At 72.4% G+C, this 19,962-nt stretch carries 18 protein-coding genes; 9 read left to right on the top strand and 9 right to left on the bottom strand.

Going from position 1 to position 19,962, the window contains the following annotated elements; translation table 11 throughout:
* The first annotated feature begins 67 nt into the window (after positions 1–67).
* From tilS to ACFV9J_RS23850, 5 genes are all read left to right on the top strand, one after another.
* A complete protein-coding gene (gene tilS, locus ACFV9J_RS23870; RefSeq protein ID WP_385356938.1) occupies positions 68–1,126 on the top strand; it encodes a tRNA lysidine(34) synthetase TilS in 1,059 nt (352 codons plus the stop codon).
* A 72-nt stretch (positions 1,127–1,198) separates the two neighbouring features.
* A complete protein-coding gene (hpt, locus tag ACFV9J_RS23865; RefSeq protein ID WP_007452004.1) occupies positions 1,199–1,759 on the top strand; it encodes a hypoxanthine phosphoribosyltransferase in 561 nt (186 codons plus the stop codon).
* Positions 1,760–1,955: 196 nt separating this feature from the next.
* A complete protein-coding gene (gene ftsH / locus ACFV9J_RS23860; protein WP_385356936.1) occupies positions 1,956–3,995 on the top strand; it encodes an ATP-dependent zinc metalloprotease FtsH in 2,040 nt (679 codons plus the stop codon).
* Positions 3,996–4,126: 131 nt separating this feature from the next.
* Positions 4,127–4,732: a GTP cyclohydrolase I FolE gene (gene folE / locus ACFV9J_RS23855; RefSeq protein ID WP_385356934.1), complete on the top strand. Its 606-nt coding sequence runs from the start codon at positions 4,127–4,129 to the stop codon at positions 4,730–4,732.
* 68 nt (positions 4,733–4,800) lie between these two features.
* A complete protein-coding gene (locus tag ACFV9J_RS23850; RefSeq protein ID WP_385356933.1) occupies positions 4,801–5,790 on the top strand; it encodes a hypothetical protein in 990 nt (329 codons plus the stop codon).
* A 10-nt stretch (positions 5,791–5,800) separates the two neighbouring features.
* On the opposite strand, the gene ACFV9J_RS23845 is transcribed toward ACFV9J_RS23850, so the two are convergent.
* The 6 genes from ACFV9J_RS23845 to ACFV9J_RS23820 form a co-directional block, all read right to left on the bottom strand.
* Positions 5,801–6,289 carry a DUF3180 domain-containing protein gene (locus ACFV9J_RS23845; RefSeq protein WP_385356932.1) on the bottom strand — a complete coding sequence of 163 codons (489 nt, stop codon included), beginning with the start codon at positions 6,287–6,289 and terminating at the stop codon, positions 5,801–5,803.
* Positions 6,290–6,359: 70 nt separating this feature from the next.
* Positions 6,360–6,971 carry a 2-amino-4-hydroxy-6-hydroxymethyldihydropteridine diphosphokinase gene (gene folK, locus ACFV9J_RS23840; protein ID WP_385356931.1) on the bottom strand — a complete coding sequence of 204 codons (612 nt, stop codon included), beginning with the start codon at positions 6,969–6,971 and terminating at the stop codon, positions 6,360–6,362.
* Positions 6,968–7,327, bottom strand: coding sequence for a dihydroneopterin aldolase (gene folB, locus ACFV9J_RS23835; RefSeq protein WP_385356930.1), 360 nt, complete (start codon positions 7,325–7,327; stop codon positions 6,968–6,970). The genes folK and folB overlap by 4 nt, the downstream gene beginning before the upstream one ends.
* Before the next feature lie 248 nt (positions 7,328–7,575).
* A complete protein-coding gene (locus tag ACFV9J_RS23830; protein WP_385356929.1) occupies positions 7,576–8,079 on the bottom strand; it encodes a nuclear transport factor 2 family protein in 504 nt (167 codons plus the stop codon).
* On the bottom strand, positions 8,076–8,942 hold the full coding sequence (gene folP / locus ACFV9J_RS23825; RefSeq protein WP_385356928.1) for a dihydropteroate synthase: 867 nt from the start codon (positions 8,940–8,942) through the stop codon (positions 8,076–8,078). The genes ACFV9J_RS23830 and folP overlap by 4 nt, the downstream gene beginning before the upstream one ends.
* A gap of 403 nt (positions 8,943–9,345) precedes the next feature.
* Positions 9,346–11,151, bottom strand: a complete 1,806-nt coding sequence (locus ACFV9J_RS23820) for a phosphatidylglycerol lysyltransferase domain-containing protein (protein WP_385356926.1) — start codon at positions 11,149–11,151, stop codon at positions 9,346–9,348.
* 162 nt (positions 11,152–11,313) lie between these two features.
* Between ACFV9J_RS23820 and ACFV9J_RS23815 the strand changes: the two genes are divergently transcribed.
* Positions 11,314–12,447 carry an alpha/beta hydrolase gene (locus tag ACFV9J_RS23815; RefSeq protein WP_385356925.1) on the top strand — a complete coding sequence of 378 codons (1,134 nt, stop codon included), beginning with the start codon at positions 11,314–11,316 and terminating at the stop codon, positions 12,445–12,447.
* Positions 12,448–12,583: 136 nt separating this feature from the next.
* Positions 12,584–13,930 (top strand): hypothetical protein, encoded by a 1,347-nt coding sequence (locus tag ACFV9J_RS23810; RefSeq protein ID WP_385356923.1) that lies wholly within the window; start codon positions 12,584–12,586, stop codon positions 13,928–13,930.
* Positions 13,931–13,966: 36 nt separating this feature from the next.
* Here ACFV9J_RS23810 and ACFV9J_RS23805 read toward each other — a convergent pair whose 3' ends face one another.
* Together ACFV9J_RS23805 and ACFV9J_RS23800 are read right to left on the bottom strand one after the other, a co-directional pair.
* Complete coding sequence (locus ACFV9J_RS23805) at positions 13,967–15,601, bottom strand: PH domain-containing protein (RefSeq protein WP_385356922.1); 1,635 nt, start codon at positions 15,599–15,601, stop codon at positions 13,967–13,969.
* A 242-nt stretch (positions 15,602–15,843) separates the two neighbouring features.
* Complete coding sequence (locus ACFV9J_RS23800; protein WP_385356921.1) at positions 15,844–16,401, bottom strand: PH domain-containing protein; 558 nt, start codon at positions 16,399–16,401, stop codon at positions 15,844–15,846.
* A gap of 31 nt (positions 16,402–16,432) precedes the next feature.
* Between ACFV9J_RS23800 and ACFV9J_RS23795 the strand changes: the two genes are divergently transcribed.
* Positions 16,433–17,584 carry an NADH-quinone oxidoreductase subunit D gene (locus ACFV9J_RS23795; protein ID WP_385356920.1) on the top strand — a complete coding sequence of 384 codons (1,152 nt, stop codon included), beginning with the start codon at positions 16,433–16,435 and terminating at the stop codon, positions 17,582–17,584.
* On the opposite strand, the gene ACFV9J_RS23790 is transcribed toward ACFV9J_RS23795, so the two are convergent.
* Complete coding sequence (locus ACFV9J_RS23790; protein WP_385356919.1) at positions 17,549–18,637, bottom strand: SAM-dependent methyltransferase; 1,089 nt, start codon at positions 18,635–18,637, stop codon at positions 17,549–17,551. The two genes, ACFV9J_RS23795 and ACFV9J_RS23790, sit on opposite strands and share 36 nt — an antisense overlap.
* 118 nt (positions 18,638–18,755) lie before the next feature.
* Here ACFV9J_RS23790 and ACFV9J_RS23785 point away from each other — a divergent pair, with 118 nt between their 5' ends.
* Entirely contained in the window at positions 18,756–19,961 is a 1,206-nt protein-coding gene (locus ACFV9J_RS23785) for a sensor histidine kinase (protein ID WP_385356918.1), read from the top strand.
* The last annotated feature ends 1 nt before the right edge of the window (position 19,962 follow it).

Here is a 19,962-nt window from a genome sequence, read left to right as displayed (position 1 = left end):
CCATCTACACACTCTGCGTGACCGAACCTCGGGCTCACCCCCGACAACTTCATGAAGGGCACCGGACATGGGTCCCCATCCTGCGGTCGCGGCGATACGCCTGGCGGTCCGCCGCGTCCTCCACGACATCCTCACCGAACTGAACACCCCGGCCGGCGTCCCCGCCGCGACGGCCGTCGAACGCACGCCTGAGCGTACGCCCGGACTTCCCACGGCACCGCTCGTGCTGGTGGCGTGCTCCGGCGGTGCCGACTCCATGGCGCTCGCCTCCGCCCTCGCCTTCGAGGCTCCCCGGCTCGGCGTCCGGGCCGGCGGTGTCACCGTCGACCACGGCCTGCAGAGCGGCTCCGACCTGCGCGCCGAAGAGGTCGTCCTGCGCCTGCGCGAACTGGGCCTCGACCCCGTGGAGGCCACCGCCGTGACCGTCGGCCGCGCCGGCGGCCCGGAAGCCGCCGCCCGCGACGCCCGCTACGCCGCCCTCGACGCCGCCGCCGCCCGCCACGGCGCCGCCGCCGTCCTGCTCGGCCACACCCGCGACGACCAGGCCGAGACCGTCCTGCTGGGCCTCGCCCGCGGCTCCGGCATCCGCTCCCTGTCGGGCATGGCCGCGGTCTCGGGGGCCGACGGCCGTTACCGGCGCCCCTTCCTCCAGGTCGACCGCCAGACCGCCCGCAAGGCCTGCATGGTCCAGTCCCTGCCCGTCTGGGACGATCCCCACAACGCCGACCCCGCCTACACCCGCTCCCGGCTGCGCCACGAGGGCCTGCCCGCCCTGGAGAAGGCCCTCGGCAAGGGCGTCGTCGAGGCCCTCGCCCGTACGGCCCAACTCTCCCGGGACGACGCCGACGCCCTCGACACCTGGGCCCGCCAGGCCGAGGCCGGCGTCCGCGACGCCACCGGCGGACTGGAGTGCGCCAAGCTGTACGCCCTGCCGCCCGCCGTACGCCGCCGCATCCTGCGCCGCGCCGCCCTGGAGGCCGGTGCCCCGGGCGGTGCGCTGTTCGCCCGCCACATCGAGGAAGTGGACCGGCTCATCACCGGCTGGCGCGGTCAGGGGGCCATCAACCTCCCCGGCAAAGTCGTCGCCCGGCGGCAGGGTGGCAGACTGGTGATTCGGCAAGGCTGAATCCGGACCCTCCAGCGATCCGCACACGGATCGACGGACGCTCCGGACTGGCCGGTGGGACGACCGAAAGTGATGCGGGTGGACGCGAACGACATGGGTGCCGACCTCGAGAAGGTACTCATCACCAAGGAAGAGATCGACGCGAAGCTGGCCGAGCTGGCCGCGAAGATCGACGCGGAGTACGCGGGCAAGGACCTGCTCATCGTCGGCGTCCTCAAGGGCGCCGTGATGGTCATGGCCGACCTGGCGCGCACGCTGTCCACCCCCGTCACGATGGACTGGATGGCGGTGTCCTCGTACGGCGCGGGCACCCAGTCCTCCGGTGTGGTGCGGATCCTCAAGGACCTCGACACCGACATCAAGGGCCGCCACGTCCTGATCGTCGAGGACATCATCGACTCCGGCCTGACCCTGTCCTGGCTGATCTCCAACCTCGGCTCGCGCGAGCCCGCCTCCCTCAAGGTGTGCACGCTGCTGCGCAAGCCCGACGCGGCGAAGGTCGCCATCGACGTGGAGTGGGTCGGCTTCGACATCCCCAACGAGTTCGTCGTCGGCTACGGCCTCGACTACGCCGAGAAGTACCGCAACCTCCCGTTCGTCGGTACGCTCGCGCCCCACGTGTACGGCGGCTGACGCGGGCCTGTAACGGGCTTCACGGTGTTTGTGCGGGTCACCCGGGAACCCCTCGGGCCCCCGCGCCGTTGGAGCATGCAGACGGGACGTCGGCCCGCCCGTGCGGCTGAGGGCCGCCACGCTGGGGTACCGTCAGAAGAACTGTCTTATCAAACTCACTATGGCAGGAGGGACGGGGCGACACCGCTCCGTGTGGATGGACGTGAAGCGATACTTCCGTGGGCCAATCATGTGGATCGTGCTGGCCGTCCTTGCCGTGGTCGTGTTGATGCAGGTCGTGGGCTCGTCCGGTGGCTACAAGACGGTCGACACGGGCCAGGTCGTCCAGGCGATCAACGACAACAGGGTCGAGTCGGCCAAGCTGACCACCGGTGACGAGCAGACCATCAAGGTCCAGCTCAAGGACGGCCAGAAGGTCGAGGGCAGCTCGAAGATCCAGGCGAGCTACATCGGCGACCAGGGCGTGACCCTCGCCAACACACTTCAGAACAAGTACCAGGACAAGCAGATCACCGACGGCTACACCGTGTCGCCGTCGAAGCAGAACCCGTTCGTCGGGATCCTGCTCTCCCTGCTCCCGTTCGTCCTCATCGTGGTCGTCTTCCTGTTCCTGATGAATCAGATGCAGGGCGGCGGCGGCCGCGTGATGCAGTTCGGCAAGTCCAAGGCCAAGCTCATCACCAAGGACACCCCCAAGACGACGTTCTCCGACGTCGCCGGGTCCGACGAGGCCGTCGAGGAGCTCCACGAGATCAAGGAGTTCCTCCAGGAGCCGGCCAAGTTCCAGGCCGTCGGCGCCAAGATCCCCAAGGGCGTGCTGCTGTACGGCCCGCCCGGCACCGGCAAGACCCTGCTCGCGCGTGCCGTCGCGGGCGAGGCGGGCGTGCCGTTCTACTCGATCTCCGGTTCCGACTTCGTCGAGATGTTCGTCGGTGTCGGTGCCTCCCGAGTGCGCGACCTGTTCGAGCAGGCCAAGGCGAACGCCCCGGCCATCGTCTTCGTCGACGAGATCGACGCGGTCGGCCGCCACCGCGGCGCCGGCCTCGGCGGCGGTCACGACGAGCGCGAGCAGACCCTGAACCAGCTGCTCGTCGAGATGGACGGCTTCGACGTCAAGGGCGGCGTGATCCTCATCGCCGCGACGAACCGGCCCGACATCCTCGACCCGGCGCTGCTGCGCCCCGGCCGCTTCGACCGGCAGATCGCCGTCGACCGCCCGGACATGCAGGGCCGTCTGGAGATCCTCAAGGTCCACCAGAAGGGCAAGCCGGTCGCGCCCGACGTCGACCTGTCGGCCGTCGCCCGCCGTACGCCCGGCATGACCGGTGCCGATCTGGCCAACGTGCTGAACGAGGCCGCCCTGCTGACGGCCCGCAGCAACCAGAAGCTGATCGACAACCACATGCTGGACGAGGCGATCGACCGCGTGGTCGCGGGCCCGCAGAAGCGGACCCGGATCATGTCGGACAAGGAGAAGAAGATCACCGCGTACCACGAGGGCGGTCACGCCCTGGTCGCGGCGGCCTCACCGAACTCCGACCCGGTCCACAAGATCACGATCCTGTCCAGAGGCCGGGCCCTCGGCTACACGATGGTGCTCCCGGACGAGGACAAGTACTCGACCACGCGCAACGAGATGCTCGACCAGCTCGCCTACATGCTGGGCGGCCGCGCGGCCGAGGAGCTGGTCTTCCACGACCCGACGACGGGCGCGGCCAACGACATCGAGAAGGCCACCGGCCTGGCCCGGGCGATGGTCACCCAGTACGGCATGACCGAGCGTCTCGGCGCGATCAAGTTCGGCGGCGACAACAGCGAGCCGTTCCTCGGGCGTGAGATGGCGCACCAGCGCGACTACTCGGAAGAGGTCGCCGCGCTGGTCGACGAGGAGGTCAAGAAGCTCATCGAGACGGCGCACAACGAGGCCTGGGAGATCCTGGTCGAGAACCGCGACGTCCTCGACAACCTCGTCCTCGCGCTGCTGGAGAAGGAGACGCTGGGCAAGGAGGAGATCGCCGAGGTCTTCGCTCAGATCGTCAAGCGCCCCTCCCGGCCCGCCTGGACCGGTTCCTCCCGCCGTACGCCCTCGACGCGTCCGCCGGTGCTCTCCCCCAAGGAGCTGGCACTGACGAACGGGGCGAACGGCGCGACGGCGGCGATCTCCACCGCCAAGAGCACCACGGTGGAGCCCGCTCCGGCACCGGAGCGAGCACCGGAGGACCGCCCGGAGAGCTGACCCCGGCCACCCCGGACCGCCCCGGCGGCCCGACCCGGCCCGGAATGTATGCCGCGCCCCCCAGGTTCTAGCCTTGGGGGGTGCGGCATTTTCGTATGCCGTCGCAGGACGGATCAGGAACGAGGCATCACATGACCGACCCCGTGACGCTGGACGGCGAGGGAAAGATCGGCGAGTTCGACGAGAAGCGGGCCGAGAACGCCGTACGCGAGCTGCTGATCGCGGTCGGCGAGGACCCGGACCGCGAGGGCCTCAGGGAGACTCCGGCGCGCGTGGCACGGGCGTATCGGGAACTTCTCGCGGGACATACCCAGGAGCCCGAGGACGTGCTGACGACGACGTTCGACATCGGGCATGACGAGATGGTCCTGGTGAAGGACATCGAAATCGTCAGTCTGTGCGAACATCACATGCTGCCGTTCCACGGTGTGGCGCACATCGGGTACATCCCGGCGGCGAGTGGCAAGATCACCGGTCTCTCGAAGCTCGCACGGCTGGTCGAGGTCTTCGCGCGTCGCCTGCAGGTGCAGGAACGTCTCACCACGCAGGTCGCCGACTCTCTCATGCGGATCCTGGAGGCCCGAGGCGTGATCGTCGTCGTCGAGGCCGAGCACATGTGCATGTCGGTACGCGGGGTTCGCAAGCCGGGGGCCAAGACCACGACGTCGGCGGTGCGCGGGCAGCTTCGGGACGCGACGACCCGGGCCGAGGCAATGAGCCTGATACTGACCCGCTGACCTGATTGTCAGTGGTGCCCGATATCGTCCTTGATCAGTGAGTCGATCGCTGATCAAGGGGGATCGCGGTGGCGTACGGTCTGCCCAGCAAACAGACGGTGAACACAGTCGAGGGACGCTCACAGGCGCGGAATGTACGGGTGGGGTGCCGCCTGTGGATGTTGGACGGGGCGCGTACGGTTCCGACCACGGTCGCGGCGGTCACCACCACCCGCGCTCGCGAAGTGGTGGACGTCGTGACCGATCACCTGACGTTCACCGTGGCGCCCGACCAGTTGCTGGGTACGCCCGACGGGTGGGTTCACGCGCGGGACGCCACGGGAACCGTGCTCGCCTGGACGCCGGCAAGGAAGTTGTGCCGCACCCGGCTCACCGTCGAGCCGGGTTATGAGCTGGGCTATCTGGTCGGAGCCAACTGCGCGGACGGGACCGTCGGCAGAAACTACGTCTCGTTGGTCGTCAATGACGAGGCCTTCGCCTCGCGCTATGCGGCGTGCCTCACGGCCGTGACCGGACTGCCCGCCCGTCTGGAGGCGGTGACACGACCTTCTGGTTACCTCCAACGGGACGTTCCGGGCTTTCGCGTCCGTGTCGTGTCGTCCTACCTGGCCGACCTGATGAGGCAGTACGTGGGTGGCGATGCGCACCACATGCGGCAGCGGTTCCCCAGGGTGGTCCTCCGAAACCGGGAAACCTTCGAGGGCTTCCTGGACGGCTACACGGACGGCGACGGGTTCCGTTCCAAGAGGTGGTCGGGCCGAGTGCTCGTGAGCGGGAACGTGGCGTTCCTTTCAGACCTGGCGCAGGTGCTGGGCGCGCGGTTCACTCCGCGGACCAATGGTCTGGCGTCGCATCTGGTCGTGGTCGACGGTTGGTCCTCGCGCGGTGCGTTCAAGGCCGAGCGGCACCCTCTGCAGCTCCGGGAGTCCTGCTGGACTCAGGTCCACGAGGTGCGGCTGCGGACCACCGCGAACAAGCCATTCACCCTCTACAACTATCGGCTCGAACCACACCCCGGCTTCCTGGTCAACGGACATCTGGTCCGCCAGCCCTGGTGAGCCGGGTATGTCACGCCGCTGACGCCGCGCCCGGGTGGTCGTCGTCCTCGTCGTCCGGGAGTCTGCAGACTCGTTCCATGAAGAGGGCGGCCGCTATCACGGCGATGCCCGCGACGACCGAGGCGCCCGCGTAGATGGCCTGGTCGCGGCGGGCCGGGATGTCGAGGTACTCCAGCAGGAAGACGCCCGTGCCGCCGTACATGCCGGCGACGAGGGCGGCCACCAGGGCGCTGGCCTGGCCGAAGACCACGGCGCGGGCCGCCATCATCGGGTCGACGCCCTTGGCGCCGGGGACGCGGTCCCGCTGGGCCTTGAGGCGGGCGCGGATCGAGAGCGCCGTGGCCAGCAGGATCACCGCGATCAGGGCGAGGACGACGGGGGCGGCCAAGGGGACGCTCGGCAGCGTACCCACCGAGTTCCACAGGCGGGCGCCGGCCCAGGACAGGATTCCGGCGACGACGAACACGCCGGCCAGCACCCTGATGCGCAGCTCTTTCACGGTGTTCCGGTGTCCCTTCGGCTCCCCGGCGCGGTCGTCCCGACCTCGTCGTCCTCGTCGACCTTAACGACTACTCGGGCAGCTGGAGTTCCAGGTCGGCGCGGGGCGCGACGCCGTCGCGGGTGACGGCGTCCAGGAGGTCGGCGACCCTGCCCCGGCCGGGCAGCGCGGCCTCCGGGTCGACGTCCAGCCAGGGGGCCAGCACGAAGGCGCGTTCGTGGGCGCGCGGGTGGGGGAGGGTGAGGTGCGGGTCCTCCGAGACGACCTCGGCGTAGGCGACGATGTCGACGTCCAGGGTGCGCGGGCCCCAGCGTTCGTCGCGGACCCGGTGGAAGGCCTCCTCGACCGCGTGCGCCCGCTCCAGGAGGGAGGACGGGGGCAGGGTCGTCTTGAGCACCACGACCGCGTTGAAGTAGGAGGGCTGGCTGCCCGCGGCGACGCCCCACGGCTCCGTCTCGTAGACCGGCGAGACGCCCTTGACGCGGACGCCGGGGGTGTCCTCCAGGGCGTCGATCGCGCCCTGGAGGGTCTCCAGGCGGTTGCCGAGGTTGGCGCCGAGGGCGACCACCGCGCGCTTGGGGTTGGACAGGGTGGTGTCCGCGGCGTCGACCTGCTCGATGACGGAGGCGGGCACGGGCTGTACGGTCGGGTCGCTCGGACCCTGGGCGAAGGGGGCGCTCATACACGGCTCCGGATGATGGTGACGGTCACGTCGTCGAAGGGGACGGTGATCGGCGCGTCCGGCTTGTGGACGCAGACCTCGACCTCCTCGACCCCTTCGTGCTTCAGACAGGCCTGGGCGATGCGCTCGGCGAGGGTCTCGACGAGGTTGACCGGCTCGCCCTCGACGACGGCCACGACCTCCTCGGCCACGATGCCGTAGTGCACGGTCTTCGCCAGGTCGTCGTCGGCCGCGGCCGGGCGGGTGTCCAGGCCAAGGACGATGTCCACGAGGAAGGTCTGGCCGTCCTCGCGCTCCTTGGGGAACACACCGTGGTGCCCGCGGGCCTTCAGGCCGCGCAGCGCGACACGATCCACGCGAATCACTCCTGCAGTCGTCGGTCTCGGCCGGTCGCACCACGTGCGGGTGGTACGGCGGCCCCAGTCGAATCTACCCGCGTGCACCGACAGTGCCGGGCCGCGGGGGGCGGGACTGGGTGGGGAGCGGGCAGGTTTTCACCGTGCGTTCTCCCTGGCGGTCCCGGTGGATCACGGGTTGGTAGCCGCCCCTACCCGCCGGTCCGTGATTCCAACCACTTCCCGGCTGCCGGTGGTCGCCGGCCGGGTCAGGGCGGTGTGTCCTCGCCGTCCTCGTCCTCGGTTTCCGCGAGTACGGGGGAGGCGTGGTGGGACCAGAGCTTCCAGCCGGCGGGTGTGCGCCGGAAGGTGTTGGTGGCGACGACGAGCTGCCCGACCAGCGGGCCGAGCTCCTCGCCGCCGTCGGGGGCGGGGCCGCCGCTGAGGATGTTCTCGGTGCAGGTGACCAGGGCGGTGTCGCCGGTGACGGAGACGTGCACGTCGGTGAGGAAGAACTGGATGTAGTCCGTGTTCGCCATGATCAGGGCGTACGAGCGCAGCACCTCGCCGCGGCCGGTGAGCACCGGCCAGCCCGGGTGGACGCAGGAGACCACGCCGGCGTCGGCCGGGTCGTGGTACGACTCGTCGATGCCCAGGTCGGAGGGGGTGAGCCAGAATTCGGAGACCTTCTCGAAGTCGCCCTCCTCCAGTGCCTCGTAGAAGGCGGTGTTCGCGGCCTCGACCTGTTCGACGTCGAGGTGCGGCGCGCTCACCGGGCGCCTTCGACGGCGCGGGCGACGCGGACGGCGTCGGCGGTGGCGCGGACCTCGTGGACGCGGACCGCCCACGCTCCGGCCTGCGCGGCGAGCGCGGAGACCGCGGCGGTGGCCGCGTCGCGCTCGCGCGCGGGGGGCGGGGCGGCGTCCGGGCCGGCCAGGACGCGGCCGAGGAAGCGTTTGCGGGAGGCGGCGACGAGGAGGGGGTGGCCGAGGACGAGGAGGCGGTCGAGGTGGGCGAGGAGGACGAGGTCGTGCTCGGCGTCCTTGGAGAAGCCGAGGCCGGGGTCGACGATCACGCGGTCGGGGGCGACGCCGCCGTCGAGGACGGCGTCCACGCGTGCGTGGAGTTCGTCGACGACCTCTGCCACGACGTCGGCGTAGGTGCCCTTGACGTTGCCGTCCTTCAGGAGGCCGCGCCAGTGCATGACGACGAAGGGGGCGCCCGTGTCGGCGACGACCGGGATCATCCGGGGGTCGGCGAGGCCGCCGCTGACGTCGTTGACCAGGGCGGCGCCGGCGGCGAGGGCCTGCTCGGCGACGGAGGCGCGCATGGTGTCGACGGAGACCGTCACGCCCTCGGAGGCGAGGCCGCGCACGACCGGGACGACGCGCCTGAGTTCCTCGTCCTCGTCCACGCGGGTGGCGCCGGGGCGGGTGGACTCGCCGCCGACGTCCACGAGGTCGGCGCCCTGGGCGACCAGATCCAGGCCGTGCTTGATGGCCGCCGTGGTGTCGAAGAAGCGGCCGCCGTCGGAGAAGGAGTCGGGGGTCACGTTGACGACTCCCATGACCGCGCAGCGGTCCCATGCGGTCAGTCCCGCGAGATGGCGTCGGCGGCGGCCGGTCTGCTTGCTCATGTGTTCAGCGTAGGCGGTGGGCTGCGACGGGTGCGCGGGTGCCTGCGGCGGCCTGTGCGGGTGCGGTGGGGGTGCGCGTAGCGCTGTTTGTCCGGTGGGTGGGTCGGGGGCGCGCCGGGGGGTGTCCGTCCTCGGAACGGCGCGGAATCGGTTGGCTACGGGGGTGCGGGGCGTTGACGCGCCAACCGCTGCGGGCGGACACCCCCCGACACGCCCCCTCCTCGCCGTACGCGGCTGACCCGTCCATCCCCCTCAGCTGCGGGCAGTCGTGCCGCTGGGGCGGCACGGGTGGGCGCAGCGGCACCCCGCTACGCCGGGCCGCGTCCCCCTCGCGCCCGCACCCACGACGGGTGCACCGGTAACGCCGGGCCGCGCGGCCCACCCCGCAACGGACCGGCGTACGTCACGCCGTCCGCGCCTCCCGGTCCGGGACTCCGTGGGCGCAGGGGCGGCGCGAGGGCGTCCGGCGCTGGAGGAAGCGGGGGAGGCCGATCGTGACGAAGCCCTCCGCCTGCATCGCCGCGAAGCCGATGCGCGGGAGGTCGGCCGAGCGGCGGTAGACGACGAAGCGCGGCTCCCAACGGGGGCGGAACTTCGCGTTGAACTTGTACAGCGACTCGATCTGGAACCAGCGGGAGAGGAAGACCAGCAGGCCGCGCCACGCGCGCAGGACCGGGCCCGCGCCGATCTTCTCGCCCCGTGCGAGTGCCGCGCGGAACATCGCGAAGTTCAGGGACACCCGCGCGATGCCCAGTTTCGGGGCGGCCTGGAGCGCGGCCACGATCAGGAGTTCGTTCATGCCGGGGTCGGCCGCGCGGTCGCGCCGCATGAGGTCCAGGGACGCGCCGTCCGTGCCCCACGGCACGAAGTGCAGGACCGCCTTCAGGTCGCCGTACTCGCCGGGTTCCGTGTCCTGTTTGTGGGCTGTCGCTATCAGGCAGTCGCCGTCGGCCGGGTCGCCGACGCGGCCCAGGGCCATGGAGAAGCCGCGCTCGGTGTCCGTGCCGCGCCAGGCGTCGGCGGCGCGGCGCACCCGGTCCAGTTCGGCGTCGGAGAGGTCAGCCACGCGCCGTACCCGGGTCTCGTAACCGGCGCGCTCGATGCGCTTGACCATCTGGCGCACGTTGCGCATCGCGCGGCCGGCGAGGGAGAAATCCGCTACGTCCACCACCGCCTCGTCGCCTAGTTCGAGGGCGTCGAGGCCCGTTTCGCGGGTCCAGACCTCGCCGCCGGTCTCCGAGCAGCCCATGACGGCCGGGGTCCAGGAGTGCGCCCGGGCCTCGTCCATGAAGCGCTCGATGGCGCCCGGCCAGGCCTCGACGTCGCCGATCGGGTCGCCGCTGGCCAGCATCACGCCGGAGACGACCCGGTAGGTGACGGCGGCCTTGCCGCTGGGGGAGAAGACGACCGCCTTGTCGCGGCGCAGCGCGAAGTGGCCGAGGGAGTCGCGGCCGCCGTGCCGGGCGAGGAGGGCGCGCAGGCGGGTCTCGTCGCCCTCGGTGAGGCGGGCCGCGGGGTGTTCGGGGCGGAAGGCCAGGTAGATCGTGGTGACGGCGGTCAGGAGGCCGAGGGCGCCGAGGGAGAACGCGACCGTCCAGGAGGTGTTGCCGCGGTAGTCCACCGGGCCCTCGACGCCGAACAGGCCGTAGAGGACGTGGGTGATGCGGTCGGCCAGGCTGGGGTCGCCGAGCATGCGGTGCGAGTGGGCGTTGACGACGAGCAGGCCGAGCAGGACGGAACCGGCGCTCATGAGGACGAAGTTGGCCAGCGCCCGCCAGCGGCTGCGCGGGTCGGGGAGGGCGGCGAACTCGTCGCGGTGGCGGAGGAGAGGAACCAGCAGGGCCACGGAGATCAGTACGCCGAGGAGGGAGTGGCGGTAGGTGAACTGTGCGACGGCGCCCAGCGGGAGCAGCGCCACCGCCGCCCGCCAGGCCCGGCGTTTGCGGCGCTTGAGGCCGTGGGCCAGCAGGAGGAGCAGGACGCCGGCGCTGAGCGAGAGGGCGGCGGCGAAGGGGCCGAAGGCGCCGGGCAGGACCTCGGCGAGTGCGTGCATCCGGCTGTGGCGGAAGCGCGGGAAGGAGCCGGCCGCGATGTCCAGCAGGCCGACGAGCACGCAGGCGCGGCCGACGAGGAGGGGGATCCGGTCCGGGCGGGGGCCGCGCAGGGCGCGACGTATGCGGGTGGGCCTCGTCGGAACCTCGCCCGACATTTCCTCATCTGTCCTGACAGACATCGCACCTGTGGTTCTGCGAGAGATCGTGGATCCCGGGCCCGTTCCGGGCATCCGGCGACATTGCGCCCTCTAGGACGGTGTCTCGGAGGGAGAGGTTCACTCTCCTGATCAACGGAAAGCGCGGGCGGGTAGCAAGGCATGGGTCTCACGAGCAACAAGGTGCTGGCGCTGGCGGTGGTGGCCGGCGTGCTGCTGTTCGCCGGGACGGTGTGGTTGTGGCCGCGGCTGGCCGGGCGGAGTGTGCGGGCCGTTCTGGGGAGGGCCGGTCTGCTGCTCGCCACCCAGGTGGCGGTCTTCGCGGCGGTGGGACTGGTCGCCAATCAGTCCTTCGGCTTCTACGGCAGCTGGGCCGACCTGTTCGGGCGGGAGGACGGGCAGGGCGTGGTCGTGGACCACTCGGCCGGTGCGGGCGGCGGGCCGCTGCGGGTCGTCGGGGACCGGCGGGTGACGCCGGCGGGCGGGGCGCGGCCGGACGTCTCGGGGCGAGTGGAGGAGATACGGGTCGTCGGGCGTACGTCTCGGATCGCGTCACCGGCGTACGTGTATTTGCCGCCGGAGTACTTTCAGGCGCGGCACCGTGGCCGTACGTTTCCCGCGGCCGTCGTCCTGACCGGTTATCCGGGGACAGCGGAGGCGCTGGTGGAGAAACTGCACTACCCGCGTACGGCGCTGGAGCTGGCGAAGGCGGGTCGGATGCGGCCGATGATCCTGGTGATGCTGCGGCCCACGGTGGCGCCGCCGCGCGACACGGAGTGCGTGGACGTACCGGGCGGGCCGCAGACGGAGACGTTCTTCGCGAAGGACCTGCCCCAGGCGGTGAGTACCCACTACCGGGTGGCCAAGGGGCCGCGGAGCTGGGGCGTCGTCGGCAACTCGACGGGCGGCTACTGCGCCCTGAAGCTCGCCGCGCACCATCCGGAGGTGTACGCCGCCGGGGCCGGGCTGTCGCCGTACTACGACGCGCCGAACGACCCCACCACGGGTGATCTCTTCCAGGGGGACGAGGGGCTCGAGAAGCGGGCCAGTCTGTGGTGGTACCTCAAGAACGCGCCCGCGCCCGACACTTCACTGCTCGTCAGTAGTAGCAGGACCGGCGAGACGAACTACAAGGACACCCTGAAGTTCATCGAACTGGTGAAGGACAAGAGGCCGACGCGGATCTCGTCGATCATCCTGGAAAGCGGCGGGCACAACTTCAATACCTGGCGGCGGGAGATTCCCGCGACGCTGCGGTGGCTGGATGAGCGGCTGGGTGGCGGGCGGGAGTCTTGAATGATCTTGGAATCCGGGGGTAATTCGTCCGTCGTCGGGGATGTGGATTCCCCGTTCCCTGTGAACGCGTCGGAGATGGCCGTGTTTTTACGGGGCGGGGCGCCAAGATTCGCCTACGCGCGGTAAGTTTCTGGCCATGCCACGTGGACGTCACCGCCATTCCCCGCCTCTGCACAGGCTGCTTCCTCCGTCGGCGATCGCAGGTGTTTCGGTCGTCTGCGCCCTCGGGCCCTGGTTGTTCAGCGAGACCATGATCCTTCGCGTGCTGGCCGCGGCCGCCGCGGTGACGGCTGTGGTCGGCGCGGTCGTCATGCGGCACTGGGACGCGCAGGCGGGCCGGCAGGTCGCCGACCTCACCCGCGCGCGTGCCGGCGACGAGTGGCGCTTCGAGGAACGGGTCGCCGAACTGGAGTCCGACCTGGAGGAGTCGCGCGAGCTGCGGCAGAAGCTGGAGCACCGGCTGCGGGCCAAGCGCACCGAGCTGGCGGGGCTGCGCAACGAGCACGCCTCGCTGCTGCGGCGCTACGCCACGGCGGAGACCGAGCGTGCCAGCGCGCTGGAGGGCCGCCGGCTGCTGGAGATAGAGGCCGCGCCGCAGGCACCCGCGCTGCCGGCGGCCCGCACCGCCCCGGCAGAGGAGACGCCGGCAGAGGAGACGCCCCCGGTGCAGGAGGCGCGGGTGCAGGACGCGCGGGAGCAGGGAAAGTCCGGGGTGGAAGCGCCGGGGGCGGATGCCGCGGCCGAGGAGGACGCGGCGGGCGAAGAGGCCTCCGCTCCCGGGGTCTTCTCGCCCGAGGGCTCCCGGCTGTTCCTGCGGGCCAACGCCGCCCTGGCCCGCTTCGACGGCGACGCGCCCGCCGACCCGGACGGTGGCGACCGGGCTGCGGCCTCCGAGGCCTCGGACGGCTCCGGCGGTGACGGCGACGGGGACGGCGGCGGCGAGGGCGCGCCCGCGACCGAGGCGGGGCCGGAGGACGAGGCGCAGGGGCAGCCCGAGGCGGCCGACGGCCATGAGCGCACCGCCGCCGCCTCCCCGACCACGACGTCCGACGAGCGGCCCGCGCAGCCCACCCAGTCCGACCAGTCCGCCCAGCCCACGCAGCCCACCCGGCGGGCCGACGGGCACTTCACGGTGCCGACCGCGGTGGCCGTCGTACCGGCGGCCCCGGCGCGGCGTCCCGTGGTCGAGGGCGGCTTCGACTTCTTCGGCACCAAGCCCGTCGAAAACGCGGCGGGTGCGGCGGGCGGGGCGGGCGGGGCGGGCGGGGCGGGTGCGTCCGATGCCGCTCTGGAGACCGTCCAGAACGAAGACCTCGCCGACGTGGTCGGCCAGGAGGCGCTCGCCCTGCACAAGGCCGAGGCCGAGGTCTCCTTCAAGCCGGCCGGCGAGGAGTCCCGGGGCGTGGGCCAGGTGATCGACCTGACGGCGCACGACGAGACCGAGCAGATCGACGTACAGGGGCTGCGCAGCGCGGTCTCCTGACCCGCGGTCCCCTGGCCCCTGGCCGCGGGCTCGGGCTCAGGCCATCCAACGGTCCGGCGGGGCGTCCCGGCGGCCCGTCCTGGACCGTTCCGCCTGGCTCCGCAGCAGCTCCGCGGCCTCTTCGGCGTCGCGCAGGCGGGCGGTCACGGTCTTGTTCGCCCCCGTGTCCACGTGGACGTCGGCCAGTCGCAGGGCACGCCGCCAGGGGCCCTGCGTCAGGCGGACGCTCTGGACCTTGGCGTGCGGCACGAGCGCCAGGCTGCGGCGCAGCAGGCCGTACCGGGCGGCGAAGACCGCGTCGGTGACGGCGAGCCCGTGGCCGCGCCACCACAGCGGTCGGCAGCGTGCGGCCCGGCGCGGCGGGCGCGTCAGCTCCGGTCCGGGCGGCACGCTCACCCCGGGCAGTACGCGCGCGACGACCGACTCGGCGATCTCGCGCGGGGCGACCGGCAGCAGGACGGAGTTCGACGACCCGGCCACGTCCAGCTCCACCCGCACCCAGCGGCGGCGCCGCCACAGGAGCGGTTCCACGAGGCGCACGGTCTGCACCCGGCCCGGCGGCACCGTCTCGTGGGCGCGGTCGAGCAGGCCGTGGTCGATGCGGAGCCCGTCCGGGGACTCGGCCACCGTCCAGTCGTACTCCCCGACGAACCGGCCGGCGCTGCTCGCGCCCGCGGCGCCCACCAGCGGCAGGGCGGTCGCCAGCACCGTCCACAGGTTGTGGGTGGCCAGCCACAGCAGCGTCGGTACGACGGCGGCGGCGAGCAGTGTGCCCCAGGTCGCGCCGGTCAGCAGGAGGGAGACGGCGAGGACGCCGGGCGGCACCCGCAGCAGCTGCCGCGCGGGGGCCTCGCCGACCTCGTGCGCGGTCTCGGGCGCGAAGCCCGCCGCGCGCGCGAGCAGTTCGGCCCGCAGCGTCCGCGCCTCGTCGGCGCCGAGGAAGGCCAGCTCGTCCTTCTTGCCGGTGCCTATGACGTCGAGCTTGAGCTTGGCGACCCCCGCGACCCGGGCCAGCAGGGGCTGGGTGACGTCGATCGCCTGGATGCGTTCGAGGCGGATGTGCGCGGTGCGGCGGAACAGCAGGCCGGTGCGGATCCGCAGCTCGGTGTCGGTCACCGCGTAGTGGGTGAACCACCAGGTGAGGAAGCCGTACAGGGCGGCGGCCGGGATCAGTACGGCGAGGCCGATCAGCAGGTGGGTCGTGGTCAGCCGGGTCAGCTGGCGCTGCGCCTGGTCGGGATCGTGCACGGCCCACCCGACGAGCACCGCGACCGGCGCCCACGCCCGCCGCAGGGGCGTGACGGGGTGCAGGCGCCGCTCCACGACCCCGCCGCCGCCCTGGCCACGGCTCGCGGCGTCCCCCTTCGCCGATGTCCCGTCGGCACCCGTGCCCGCGCCGGGGCCGGTGGTTTCGGGTGCGGGGGCTGCGGCGTGGTCCGAGGGCTTGGCGGGGTCGTCGTGACTCGCCTTCCTCGGAGGGCTGTCCTCGTCTCGGTCGGGGTCGGTCCGGCGGCCGGGTCCGCTCGTGCTGTTCGTCGGCGTCCCGGGTGTGCCGGGGGTCTCGGGCGCGGGGGCTGCCGTGTGGTCCGAGGGATCGGCGGTGTCGTGTTCCGGGTCCCGCGGGGGGTCGTTCCCGGTGCGGTCGGGGGTCGCCGGGCGGGGCTCGCCCATGTACTCCGCCGTACCGCCCGCGGTCCCCGCTGTGCCGCCTGTGCCGCCCGCGGTCCCCGCTGTGCCGCCCGTGCGCCCCGCCGGACCGCTCGCGTCGCCCGTGCGCCCCGCCGGACCGCTCGCGTCGCCCGTGCGCCCCGCCGGACCGCTCGCGTCGCCCGTGCGCCCCGCCGGACCGCCCGTGCCGCCCGCGCGCCCCGCCGGACCGCCCTCGGTCGTGCCCCTCCCTGCCCCGGGCCCGGTCACAGGCCCGCCGATCGGGCCTCGCCCAGCTCGGTGAGGCGGTCGCGGAGGCGTTCCGCCTCGGCCGGGTCGAGGCCGGGGATGGTCGCGTCGGTCGCGGCGGCGGCCGTGTGCAGCTGCACGCTGGCCAGGCCGAAGTGGCGCTCGACGGGCCCGGAGGTCACCTCGACCAGCTGCATGCGCCCGTACGGGACGACGGTCTCCTCCCGCCACAGCACACCCCGGCTGATCAGCAGGTCGTCGGCGCGCTCGGCGTACCCCCAGGAGCGCCAGTTGCGCTCCAGCATCACCCAGCCCCAGGCCGTCAGGGCCAGCGGCAGGAGGGCCAGGGCGGCCCAGAGAGGGTTGAGGAACAGGGCGGGCAGCACACCGGCGGCGACTGTCAGCAGTCCCAGCCACACCACCAGCAACAGGCGGCGCAGATGCAGCAGCCCCGGCGGCAGGCCGGTCCACACCGGCTCGTCCCGCGGCGCGGCCGACGCGCCCGCCGGAGCCGCCCGCCCGGCCGCCCGCGCCGTCCCCGCCGTGCCCGCGTCGTCCGGGCTCCCCGTCTCCATGGGGCCAGCGTACGTAGGGGAGACTGTGTTCATGACTCCTACGACGGAGACCACGGTCGGAATCGGCGGTGCCGCGGAGAGCACCGACATGGTGCTCAACATCGGGCCCCAGCACCCGTCCACCCACGGCGTGCTGCGGCTCAAGCTGGTTCTGGACGGCGAGCGCATCACGAGCGCGGAGCCGGTGATCGGCTACATGCACCGCGGCGCGGAGAAGCTGTTCGAGGCCCGTGACTACCGTCAGATCATCATGCTCGCCAACCGCCACGACTGGTTGTCGGCGTTCTCCAACGAGCTGGGCGTCGTCCTCGCCGTCGAGCGGATGCTCGGCATGGAGGTCCCCACGCGCGCGGTGTGGACGCGGACACTGCTCGCCGAGCTGAACCGGGTGCTCAACCACCTGATGTTCCTCGGGTCGTATCCGCTGGAGCTGGGCGGCATCACCCCGGTCTTCTACGCCTTCCGGGAGCGGGAGGTCCTCCAGAACGTGATGGAGGAGGTCTCCGGCGGGCGCATGCACTACATGTTCAACCGCGTCGGCGGCCTCAAGGAGGACCTCCCGGCGGGCTGGACCACGCGCGCGCGTGGCGCCGTCGCCGCGGTCCGCTCGCGCATGGACGTCTTCGACGACCTGGTGCTCGGCAACGAGATCTTCCGGGGGCGTACGCGGGGGGTCGGCGCCCTGTCCGCCGAGGCCGTGCACGCCTACGGCGTCAGCGGGCCCATCGCGCGCGCGTCCGGCGTCGACTTCGACCTGCGCCGCGACGAGCCGTACCTCGCCTACGGCGAGCTCCAGGACACGCTGAAGGTCGTCACCCGGACCGACGGGGACTGCCTGGCCCGCTTCGAGGTCCTGCTGGCGCAGACGCACAACGCCCTCGACCTCGCCGACGCCTGCCTGGACCGTCTGGCCGAGCTGGCGCCGGGGCCGGTGAACCAGCGGCTCCCGAAGGTGCTGAAGGCGCCCGAGGGCCACACGTACGCCTGGACCGAGAACCCGCTCGGCATCAACGGGTACTACCTGGTCAGCAAGGGTGAGAAGACCCCGTACCGGCTGAAGCTGCGCTCGGCGTCGTACAACAACATCCAGGCGCTCGCCGAGCTGCTGCCCGGGACGCTGGTCGCGGACATGGTGGCGATCCTGGGGTCACTGTTCTTCGTGGTCGGCGACATCGACAAGTAGCGCCTCGGCGTCGACCGGCCCCACCGGCTGGAGCAGCCACCGGAAATCGCCCAGGCCGCCGCGCGCGGTCAGCTCGGCGGCCTGGGAGGCGCTCGCGAGGGCGCGCACGTACGCCGCCGGATCGGTGGAGGCCAGCGCGAGCGGGGGGCGTGCGCCGGTGACACCGAGCGCGCGCAGGATGTCGCGCTGGGGGCGTGTGAGCGCATTCGGGGGCGCGTACTCCGGAGTGCACCTCGTGGTGTGGGCGGCCGCGCACGCGTCCAGTGCCACGTGTGCGGTGATGTCGCACGACCCGTCCGGCACCGGCTCCGTCTCCCGGCCCGCCCAGAAGCCCGTGAGCGTCCCGAACGGCGGGCGGGCGGCCGCGGTGTGCGCGTAGTCGGCGGCCGCCGCCAGCCCGGCGTCCAGCGCCGCCACGGCCGACGCCCAGGCCTCGTCGCGGGGGAGCCCGATCTCCGCGCGCCGCCCCTCCTCGGCGTCCAGCGGCCACCACCGGGCCAGCCACTCGGCCTCCGCCCCGGCCACCGGCTCCCCGAGCCGCTCGGCCCCGTCGCCCCGTACGAGCACCCGGCGCGCCACGCCCGCGGCGTCCACCTCCGCCACGTCCACCGGCACGTTGTCCAGCCACTCGTTGGCGAACAGCAGCCCCGTGACGCCGTCCGGCGGCCGAGGCAGCCACTGGACCCGCCGGTCGAGCCCTTCCGGGCGGGCGGCGACCTCGACGGCGTACGCGCGCGTGCGGGCGGCCACGTCGGCGGGCAGGGCCGCCAGCACCCCGGCGACCAGCTCGCCCCGGCCGGCCGCCATGTCCACGAAGTCCAGCACCGCGGGCCGGCCCAGCGCCTCGTCGACCCGGCACAGCAGCCGTGCCACGGCCCCCGCGAACAGCGGCGACGCGTGCACGGACGTACGGAAGTGCCCGGCCGGGCCCTCGGGTCCCGCGCGGTAGAAGCCCTCCGGTCCGTAGAGCGCCTCCTGCGTGGCCTCCCGCCAGCCCCGCCATTTCCCGTGCGTCTCGGGAGCCCCTCTGGCCCCTGCCGTTCCTGGTGTCACAAGCCCAGGCTAGGGGCACAGCAGAGCGGTCCCTCCACCTTGCGGAGTATGCGCGGGCGATGCGGATCGGCCCTCCGGTTGACCCCTGCACCTATTCCGCTTCCCTACGCTGGGTTACGTGCAGCGCCTCTACGACTTCCTCCGCCGACACCCGACCGGTGTCGACTCGTTCTGGGCCTTCGTCGTGCTCGGAATCTCCCTGGTCTCCGCGGCGACGCCGGGGACGCGGGCGGACGGGACGGACAACCTGGCGCTGATCACCCCCTTCGTGGTGCTGCTCGGCGTCGTGATCGCGCTGCGCCAGCGGGCACCGGAGCGGATGCTGCTGCTCGCCGTCGTGCTCGGCGTGGGGCAGTTGGTCTTCGACGTGGCGACGATGCCCGCCGACTTCGCCTTCCTGGTGATCATCTACACCGTGGCCGCGACCGGCGCCCGCTGGGCCTCCCGGACCGCGCTGGCCACCGGCCTGTGCGCGGCGCCCCTGGCCCAGCTGCGCTGGTCCGACAGCGAGCTGGGCATGGGCACCACCATCGCCGTGACGGTCTTCCAGGCGGTCCCCTTCGCCCTCGCCTGGGTGCTCGGCGACTCCATCCGCACCCGGCGCGCCTACTTCGCGCAGCTGGAGGAGCGCGCGACCCGGCTGGAGAAGGAGCGCGAGGCACAGGCCAAGGTCGCGGTCGCCGCCGAGCGCGCCCGGATCGCGCGCGAGCTGCACGACGTCGTCGCGCACAACGTCTCCGTCATGGTGGTGCAGGCCGACGGCGCCGCCTACGTCCTGGACGCGGCGCCCGACCAGGCGAAGAAGGCCCTGGAGACCATCTCCTCCACCGGCCGGCAGGCGCTCGCGGAGATGCGCCGCCTGCTGGGCGTGCTGCGCACCGGCGAGCACAAGGAGGCCGGGGAGTACGTGCCGCAGCCCGACGTCGAGCAGATCGAGGACCTTGTCGAGCAGTGCCGCACCTCCGGGCTGCCGGTCGACTTCAAGGTCGAGGGCACCCCCCGGCAGCTGCCCAGCGGCGTGGAGCTCACCGCGTACCGCATCGTGCAGGAGGCGCTGACCAACACGCGCAAGCACGGCGGCGAGAACGCGGGCGCGAGCGTGCGCCTGGTCTACTTCGACGACGGGCTCGGGCTGCTCATCGAGGACGACGGCAAGGGCGCCCCGCACGAGCTGTACGAGGAGGGCGGCTTCGACGGCCAGGGCCACGGGCTGATCGGCATGCGCGAGCGGATCGGCATGGTCGGCGGAACCCTGGACGCGGGCCCGCGTCCGGGCGGAGGATTCCGCATCAGTGCGCTGCTGCCGCTGAAACCGGCGCCCTGAC

Source organism: Streptomyces sp. NPDC059906 (assembly GCF_042730645.1).
GTDB classification, from domain to species: domain Bacteria; phylum Actinomycetota; class Actinomycetes; order Streptomycetales; family Streptomycetaceae; genus Streptomyces; species Streptomyces rubrogriseus.
Note: the sequence above shows the minus strand (reverse complement) of the source record. Positions and strands in the feature narration are given on the sequence as shown.

Excerpts from the sequence above, each read along its gene's own strand:
- tilS (WP_385356938.1), top strand. The coding sequence starts at position 68 with ATGGGTCCCCATCCTGCGGTCGCGGCGATACGCCTGGCGGTCCGCCGC.
- hpt (WP_007452004.1), top strand. The coding sequence starts at position 1,199 with ATGCGGGTGGACGCGAACGACATGGGTGCCGACCTCGAGAAGGTACTC.
- ftsH (WP_385356936.1), top strand. The coding sequence starts at position 1,956 with ATGGACGTGAAGCGATACTTCCGTGGGCCAATCATGTGGATCGTGCTG.
- folE (WP_385356934.1), top strand. The coding sequence starts at position 4,127 with ATGACCGACCCCGTGACGCTGGACGGCGAGGGAAAGATCGGCGAGTTC.
- folK (WP_385356931.1), bottom strand. The coding sequence starts at position 6,971 with ATGAGCGCCCCCTTCGCCCAGGGTCCGAGCGACCCGACCGTACAGCCC.
- folP (WP_385356928.1), bottom strand. The coding sequence starts at position 8,942 with ATGAGCAAGCAGACCGGCCGCCGCCGACGCCATCTCGCGGGACTGACC.
- ACFV9J_RS23820 (WP_385356926.1), bottom strand. The coding sequence starts at position 11,151 with ATGTCGGGCGAGGTTCCGACGAGGCCCACCCGCATACGTCGCGCCCTG.
- ACFV9J_RS23815 (WP_385356925.1), top strand. The coding sequence starts at position 11,314 with ATGGGTCTCACGAGCAACAAGGTGCTGGCGCTGGCGGTGGTGGCCGGC.
- ACFV9J_RS23810 (WP_385356923.1), top strand. The coding sequence starts at position 12,584 with ATGCCACGTGGACGTCACCGCCATTCCCCGCCTCTGCACAGGCTGCTT.
- ACFV9J_RS23805 (WP_385356922.1), bottom strand. The coding sequence starts at position 15,601 with ATGGGCGAGCCCCGCCCGGCGACCCCCGACCGCACCGGGAACGACCCC.
- ACFV9J_RS23800 (WP_385356921.1), bottom strand. The coding sequence starts at position 16,401 with ATGGAGACGGGGAGCCCGGACGACGCGGGCACGGCGGGGACGGCGCGG.
- ACFV9J_RS23795 (WP_385356920.1), top strand. The coding sequence starts at position 16,433 with ATGACTCCTACGACGGAGACCACGGTCGGAATCGGCGGTGCCGCGGAG.